The sequence below is a fragment of the Rahnella bonaserana genome, from assembly GCF_019049675.1.
In the GTDB taxonomy this organism is placed as follows: Bacteria; Pseudomonadota; Gammaproteobacteria; order Enterobacterales; family Enterobacteriaceae; genus Rahnella; species Rahnella bonaserana.
Window position 1 is genome coordinate 207,440 of sequence record NZ_JAFMOW010000061.1, and the last position, 6,363, is coordinate 213,802.

The 6,363-nt window shown below is 53.6% G+C and carries 5 protein-coding genes; 3 read left to right on the forward strand and 2 right to left on the reverse strand.

What is annotated here, in order from left to right; all coding sequences use genetic code 11:
* Positions 1–71: 71 nt before the first annotated feature.
* Positions 72–1,184 (reverse strand): iron-sulfur cluster carrier protein ApbC, encoded by a 1,113-nt coding sequence (gene apbC / locus J1778_RS11525; RefSeq protein WP_217173252.1) that lies wholly within the window; start codon positions 1,182–1,184, stop codon positions 72–74.
* 110 nt (positions 1,185–1,294) lie between these two features.
* On the opposite strand from apbC, the gene metG reads away from it, so the two are divergent.
* A complete protein-coding gene (metG, locus tag J1778_RS11530; RefSeq protein ID WP_338019641.1) occupies positions 1,295–3,367 on the forward strand; it encodes a methionine--tRNA ligase in 2,073 nt (690 codons plus the stop codon).
* Positions 3,368–3,569: 202 nt separating this feature from the next.
* Here the strand turns inward: metG and J1778_RS11535 are convergent, their stop codons facing one another.
* Entirely contained in the window at positions 3,570–3,842 is a 273-nt protein-coding gene (locus J1778_RS11535; RefSeq protein WP_217173254.1) for a DUF1127 domain-containing protein, read from the reverse strand.
* Positions 3,843–4,010: 168 nt separating this feature from the next.
* Here J1778_RS11535 and J1778_RS11540 point away from each other — a divergent pair, with 168 nt between their 5' ends.
* Positions 4,011–5,429, forward strand: a complete 1,419-nt coding sequence (locus J1778_RS11540; protein WP_217173255.1) for an aminotransferase-like domain-containing protein — start codon at positions 4,011–4,013, stop codon at positions 5,427–5,429.
* A 24-nt stretch (positions 5,430–5,453) separates the two neighbouring features.
* Entirely contained in the window at positions 5,454–6,344 is an 891-nt protein-coding gene (locus J1778_RS11545; RefSeq protein ID WP_217173256.1) for a LysR substrate-binding domain-containing protein, read from the forward strand.
* The last annotated feature ends 19 nt before the right edge of the window (positions 6,345–6,363 follow it).

Sequence of the window (6,363 nt, forward strand, 5' to 3'; positions counted from 1 at the left end):
GACACTGCCTGATGCCAGCGTTAAGGCTGTGTAATCGCTGACATCAGGTAATAATTTGCAGAGTTGGGAGATTAAAGCGCCCGGAATGCAATTTCTGTCGGGATAGCGTCACCTCTCCAGAACAATTGCGATGCGATTTTAGCCGCCAGTTCACGGTAAATTGCGGTGAATTCACTTTCGGGATTGGACACTACTGTTGGTTCACCACGATCCAGATCTTCGCGCAGTGAAATATGCAGCGGCAATTGCGCCAGCAATTCACAGCGGTATTTCTCGGCCAGACGCTGCGCGCCACCGGTGCCGAAAATCGGTTCGTGATGCCCGCAGTTGCTGCACACGTGCATACTCATGTTCTCGACGATGCCCAGAACCGGCACATGCACTTTCTCAAACATAACGATGCCTTTCATCGCATCGAGCAGCGCGATGTCCTGCGGCGTCGTGACGACAACCGCGCCTGTTACCGGGATATTTTGCGACAACGTCAGCTGAATATCGCCGGTGCCCGGTGGCAGGTCGATCACCAGATAATCGAGATCTGGCCACAGCGTGTCCGAAAGCATCTGCATAAGTGCTTTACTGGCCATCGGCCCGCGCCACACCATAGCGTTTTCGTCGGTGACCAGATAACCAATGGAGTTAGTCGCCAGCCCGTGCGCCATGATGGGCGACATATGGACACCGTCCGGCGATGTCGGACGCTCTTCTTCCGTACCCAGCATATTCGGTACTGACGGGCCATAAATATCGGCATCCAGAATACCGACTTTCCCCCCCTCAGCGGCCAGCGCCAGCGCCAGATTCACGGCGGTGGTCGATTTCCCGACGCCGCCCTTACCCGAGCTGACAGCCAGAATATTGCGCACACCTTTAATGCCAGGCTGCTCGTTAGCGCGTTTCATGGTGGCAATGTCGTGGCGCAGGTTCCACTGAATGGCCGAAGCGCCAGTGACACGCAGCAATTCTCCGCTGGTTTGGTCTTTGAGCACATCGAAACCGCTGTTCCAGGCAAACGGCAGCGTCAGATCAATATGTAAAACACCGTCCATCAGCACGCAGTGATGCAGTGCTTTTATCGCGGGCAAATCTTTTTGTAATGTGGAATGGCGGAAGGTGGCCAGTACGCCGGTCACTAGTGCGCGCAGCCCTGCGGGTGTGGTCTGCTGTGGGGATTGAGATGTCATCCCGGCTCCTTGAAACTGGTTATCAGACTATTTATCTACCCATAAGCATAACAGAACACACGTAAGGAGATCCCCCCGTTTGTTTACGCGGGGCGGCGCTTTCGGTTAACATCAATGCCCCTGATTTCAACTACAGAAAGCAAGCTCTTACTATGGCTCAAGTCGCGAAAAAAATTTTGGTAACCTGTGCACTTCCGTACGCCAACGGATCCATCCATCTCGGTCACATGCTCGAGCACATCCAGGCTGACGTCTGGGTCCGTTACCAGCGAATGCGCGGCAATGAAGTGCATTTCATCTGTGCGGACGATGCGCACGGCACACCGATCATGCTGAAAGCACAGCAGCTCGGTATCAAGCCGGAAGAGATGATTGCCGAAATGAGCCAGGAGCATCAGAAAGATTTCGCCGGCTTCGGCATCAGCTACGACAACTATCACTCCACGCACAGCGACGAAAACCGTGAGCTGTCTGAGCTGATTTATGGTCGTCTGAAAGAAAACGGCTTCATCAAGAACCGCACCATTTCTCAGTTGTACGATCCGGAGAAAGGCATGTTCCTGCCTGACCGTTTCGTTAAAGGCACCTGCCCGAAATGTAAATCGCCAGACCAGTACGGCGATAACTGCGAAGTGTGTGGCGCAACCTACAGCCCGACAGAACTGATCGACCCGAAATCTGTGGTTTCCGGTGCGACGCCGGTGCTGCGTGATTCTGAGCATTACTTCTTTGATTTGCCGGAATTCAGTGCAATGTTGCAGGCCTGGACCCGTTCCGGTGCGCTGCAGGAACAGGTCGCGAACAAAATGCAGGAGTGGTTCGAGCATGGACTGCAACAGTGGGATATCTCCCGCGATGCGCCATATTTCGGCTTTGAAATTCCTGATGCACCGGGCAAATACTTCTACGTCTGGCTGGACGCGCCAATCGGCTACATGGGGTCTTTCAAAAACCTGTGCGACCGTCGCAGCGACCTGAATTTCGACGAGTTCTGGAAAAAAGATTCCACCACCGAGCTGTATCACTTCATCGGTAAAGACATCGTTTATTTCCACAGCCTGTTCTGGCCGGCAATGCTGGAAGGCAGCGGTTTCCGCAAGCCAACCAACCTCTTCGTGCACGGTTATGTCACCGTTAACGGCGCGAAAATGTCTAAATCACGCGGCACGTTCATCAAGGCCAGCACCTATCTGAATCATCTGGATGCGGACTGCCTGCGTTATTACTACACCGCGAAACTGTCCTCGCGCATCGACGATATCGACCTGAACCTGGAAGATTTCGTGCAGCGCGTTAACGCAGACATCGTGAACAAAGTGGTTAACCTGGCGTCACGCAACGCCGGTTTCATTGCCAAACGTTTTGACGGCAAACTGGCTGACAAGCTGGCCGATGAAGCCCTGTACAAAACCTTCACCGATGCCGCTGAAAGCATTGCGCAGGCGTATGACAGTCGTGAATCAGGTCGCGCAATCCGTGAAATCATGGCGCTGGCTGACCTGGCTAACCGCTATGTCGATGAGCAGGCACCGTGGGTAGTGGCAAAACAGGAAAGCCGCGATGCCGATCTGCAAGCCATCTGCTCAATGGGTATCAACCTGTTCCGTGTGCTGATGACTTACCTGAAGCCGGTTCTGCCTTCATTGTCTGAACGCACTGAAGCTTTCCTGAATACCACGCTGGAATGGGATGCTATCGCTCAGCCGCTGCTGTCGCATCAGCTGAATCCGTTCAAAGCGCTGTTTAACCGTATTGAGCTGGATAAAGTCACTGCGATGGTTGATGCCTCAAAAGAAGACATTGCGGCGGCGAAAGCACCGGCAACCGGTCCTCTGGCGGATGACCCGATTCAGGAAACCATCACTTTTGATGATTTCGCTAAAGTGGATATGCGTATCGCGCTGATTAAAAGCGCTGACTTCGTGGAAGGTTCAGACAAACTGTTGCGTCTGCAGCTGGATCTGGGCGGTGAAACCCGTCAGATCTTCTCCGGTATCCGCTCTGCGTATCCTGATCCGAAAGCACTGGAAGGCCGTCTGACCATCATGGTCGCAAACCTTGCTCCGCGTAAAATGCGCTTCGGCATCTCTGAAGGAATGGTGATGGCGGCGGGCCCTGGCGGAAAAGACATCTTCCTGCTCAGCCCTGATTCCGGCGCACAGCCTGGTATGCAGGTGAAGTAAAAGAGTTTTAAGTGACTAAAAAGCCCGATGAATTCATCGGGCTTTTTTATGATTTCGTAAACCTGCATCCCCCCAAATACCCTATAGATTTCGCGTGCCAGGAAGGCGGCAAGTGAGAAAGTCCCCGGGAGCTTACATGGGTAAGTGACCGGGGTGCACGAGCGCAGCCAACGCATCTGGCGTACGAAAGATGACGGGTATTTTATTTTGGCCAGTTCGGCCATATGGCTTTCGGATACTCCCTGTCGATATCCGACTTCGCCAGCCCGATATCCTTCAGCTGATCCGTACTCAGAGAATGCAAAATTTTACGACTGACGCGGCGTTCATTCCAGCTGTGTAGCACCGCAAACAACTGTTTTAACCACCCGGCTTTTTTCTGCGGCATCTGTACTGCCCGTTCAGGCATCGCGATTTCTGCACACACTCTTGTCTCACAAGCGGCAAACTGCCGTTCTTCAATGATATTTTTCATATTCTGCTCCCGTTGACGACCTGACATCAGGATCTACCAAACGGCAAAAGCATTACAGATTCAGTTTTTTTGTATTTCAACCATACAGATCTGGATCTGATGACAGATTAAGCGCTAGATTGTGTTCATCTGTACTGCTTTCTTTGCACAGGCATTGAGGAAAAGATAATGAATCGTTACGAAAATCTGGCAAATGTCCTGAGTGACCGCATTGAACAGGGGCTGTATCCGGCGGGGATCCGTCTGCCTTCCGTGCGGGTGTTGAGCAGTGAACATGGCGTCAGCGTCAGTACAGTTCAGCAGGCTTACCGCGTGCTGGAGGAAAAACAGCTGGTGGAAGCACGCCCGAAATCGGGCTACTTCGTGAAAGATGCCCGCATTCAGGCTGCCCTTCCGGCCGTGTGCCGCCCGACGCAACGTCCGGTGGATATTTCTCAATGGGATCAGGTACTGGAGCTGATTACCTCTCCGCATCGCCCCGGAGTGATTCAGTTAGGCCGCGGCTCTCCGGATGTCACTGCCGCCACGCTCAAACCGCTCAGCCGTCTGATGGGACGCGCCGGACAGCATCAGAATCTCAACGCATTTCATTACGACAGTATTTATGGCTCTGAAGATTTACGTGAACAGATTGCCCGTCTGATGATTGACAGCGGCAGCCATATGGATGCCACCAATATTCTGATCACCACCGGCTGTCATGAAGCGTTATCTATCGCCATCCGTTCAGTATGTGAACACGGCGATATCGTCGCGGTGGACTCTCCGAGTTTTCACGGTGCGATGCAAACCCTGAAAGGTTTTGGCATGAAAGCGCTGGAAATTCCGACAGATCCGGTCACCGGTATCAGCCTGGAAGCGCTGGAGATGGCGCTGGAGCAGTGGCCGATTAAAGCCATACAACTGACGCCCAACTGCAATAATCCGCTCGGTTACAACATGCCGGATGACCGTAAAAAAAGCCTGCTGCGTCTGGCGCAACGCTACGATATCGCCATTATTGAAGACGATGTGTATGGCGAACTGGCGTATCAGTATCCGCGCCCTGCCACCATTACCTCGTTTGATGAGGATGGCCGCGTGCTGCTGTGCAGTTCGTTTTCCAAGACGCTGGCGCCCGGTTTGCGCGTCGGCTGGATTGCACCGGGCCGTTATCACGACCGCGCCCTGCACATGAAATACATCACCACCGGCGCGTCAGCCACGCTGCCTCAAATCGCGATCGCGGATTTCATCAAACAGGGGCATTACCTGCAACACATGCGTCGCATGCGTAATCAGTACCAGCGTAATCTGTGCATCATGACTGAGTGGGTAATGAAATATTTCCCGTGTGGCTCGCGTGTCAGCCGTCCGCAGGGAGGATTTTTGCTGTGGATTGAACTTGATGAACGCGTGGATACCCAGCGTCTGAACCGGTTGCTGGAAGAACATTTAGTGCAAATCGCTATCGGTTCGATATTCTCTGCTTCAGGCAAATACCGCAACTGTCTGCGCATCAACTTTGCCCAGACGCTGACGGCGAAAACCGAGCGCGCCGTCCAGCAGGTTGGCCTGACCATTTCACAGATGCTGGAAAACTGCTAAACGCTATCCGGAGAGACTTTTACCGTGCAGATAGAACCGTTACCGCCACTGAACACGCTGGTGGCTTTTGAATGCGTGGCGCGTTATTGCAGTTTTTCAAGGGCAGCGGACGAGCTGAATCTCACCCAGAGCGCCATCAGCCGGCAGATTATTCAGCTGGAAGAAATGCTGGGTTGTAAGCTTTTTCAGCGTGCCCAGCGGAAAACCACGCTGACACCGCGCGGGGAAACCTATGCCCAGCAGGTGCGAAAGCTGCTGGGGGATATTTCGCAATCCACCGCTGAAGTGATGGGCTGGAACGGTTTACCGCAGGTCACTCTGGCCTGCACCAGCGCCATGAGTGGTCTGTGGCTCTCGTCACGGCTCTCATCTTTGCGCCAGCTTCTGCCGGATCTGCAAATCCGCATGAAGATTTCCGACAGTTTTTCAGACCTCAAGTCATCAGAATTTGATCTGGCTATTTTCTATCTGCGCGAGCCGCCGCCCGGTTATCACGTGCAGGCGCTGTTCGATGAGGTCTGCTACCCGATGTGTTCGCCGGAATTTCTCAAACGTCTGCCGCCTGATGCCAGCGCCGCCGATTTACTCGAACAGACCTTGCTTATACAGGATGATCCGCAGCGTGAATGGACCGGCTGGCGCGACTGGTTTGCCTCGCAGGATGTGAGTTTTGTGACGCCACGCAGAACCTGGCGCGCCAATAACTATCCTTTTCTGGTGCAGTCGGCGGTGCTGGGAGACGGAATTTTGCTGGGCTGGGAGGGACTGGTACAGGATTACGTTAACAGCGGGCAGTTGGTTGCGGCGCATCCCGGCAAACTGGCTGCTGCCGGAAAATGCTACATGCTGACGCCTCAGGACAGGTTCCTGAAACCCGTCGTGCATAAAGTGATTAACTGGCTGAAACAGCCTTAATACACTCCCTCCCCTGCGA

Coding starts and splice junctions, on each gene's coding strand:
- apbC (WP_217173252.1), bottom strand. CDS start 1,184: ATGACATCTCAATCCCCACAGCAGACCACACCCGCAGGGCTGCGCGCA.
- J1778_RS11535 (WP_217173254.1), bottom strand. CDS start 3,842: ATGAAAAATATCATTGAAGAACGGCAGTTTGCCGCTTGTGAGACAAGA.
- J1778_RS11540 (WP_217173255.1), top strand. CDS start 4,011: ATGAATCGTTACGAAAATCTGGCAAATGTCCTGAGTGACCGCATTGAA.